This is a genomic window from Streptomyces scabichelini (assembly GCF_011045015.1).
In the GTDB taxonomy this organism is placed as follows: Bacteria; Actinomycetota; Actinomycetes; order Streptomycetales; family Streptomycetaceae; genus Streptomyces; species Streptomyces scabichelini.
On sequence record NZ_JAAKZY010000475.1, the window covers coordinates 1 to 948 of the forward strand.

Below are 948 nucleotides of genomic sequence, written 5' to 3' on the forward strand. Positions count from 1 at the left end.
AGTAGCAGACGAGCTGGCCGTCGTGGACCATCAGATACGGCTCCCAAAGGGGATCGACCTGCTGGTACGTGTTCGCCTTGGCGACGTTCTTGCCGACCGCGCCCGCGCTGCCGCCCTGCCAGCCGCCGGTCGCGATGACGTTGAGGATCTTCCAGCTCTCGCCGTCGTCGGTGCTGGAGTACAGGGCGATCGCCAGGTCACTGCGGTCTCCGTCGTTGTTCGGCGTCCAGTTCGGGTCGGCCGCCTTGTGCTCGAGGTAGTAGTGGTCGTCGCCCGTCACAACGCTTGCGAGGAGCAGCGTGCCCTTCTTCAGGTTCCCGACGTCCTGGGGGAGCGTGTAGAGAAAGGGTGCTCCCCAGTTGCTCTTGTACTTCCCGTACCGGGGATCGTCGGAGAGGTACGCCGGAGCCTTGACGTCCGCCAGCGGCTGCCACGAGGTTCCGTAGTCGTCGCTCTTGTAGACCGGCATCGTCTCTCCGTCGGCGCTTCCCGTCGCCGGCACGACCGTGGCCTTCTCGAATGCCGCGACGAGACGTCCGCTCTCCAACTGCGCCGACTTGACGTAGATCGCGCAGTTGCCCCGCCCTTTCAGACACGGTTCATCGCCGAGCTGGTACAGGATCCCGCCCGTCGGGTTGTACGCCTGCGCGCTGCTCATGGTCAGGCCCAGCATCGCCGAACCCGCGATGAAGGTTCCCAGCGCCTTTCCCAGCCGTCTTGTCTGCATTTGCCTCTCCTTTGAGGGGTGATCAGGGGTGATGCTCAGTACTTCGGCGACCGCCGCGGTGACGGCCGGGGGGAGTTCCGGGGGGGGGAGTTATTGCTTGACGCTTCCGGTGGCCAGACCGCTCTGCCAGTAGCGCTGGAGCATGAGGAAGGCGATGACGAGGGGGATGATCGAGATCAGGGAGCCGGTCACGACGAGCGGGAGCATGTCGCTGCTGGCGC

At 65.3% G+C, this 948-nt stretch carries 2 pseudogenes; both read right to left on the reverse strand.

What is annotated here, in order from left to right:
• A pseudogene (locus tag G5C60_RS50760) lies at nt 1-727 on the reverse strand (RICIN domain-containing protein); the annotation flags it as partial.
• 90 nt (nt 728-817) lie between these two features.
• Nucleotides 818-948 (reverse strand): annotated as a pseudogene (locus G5C60_RS52960) (carbohydrate ABC transporter permease); the annotation flags it as partial.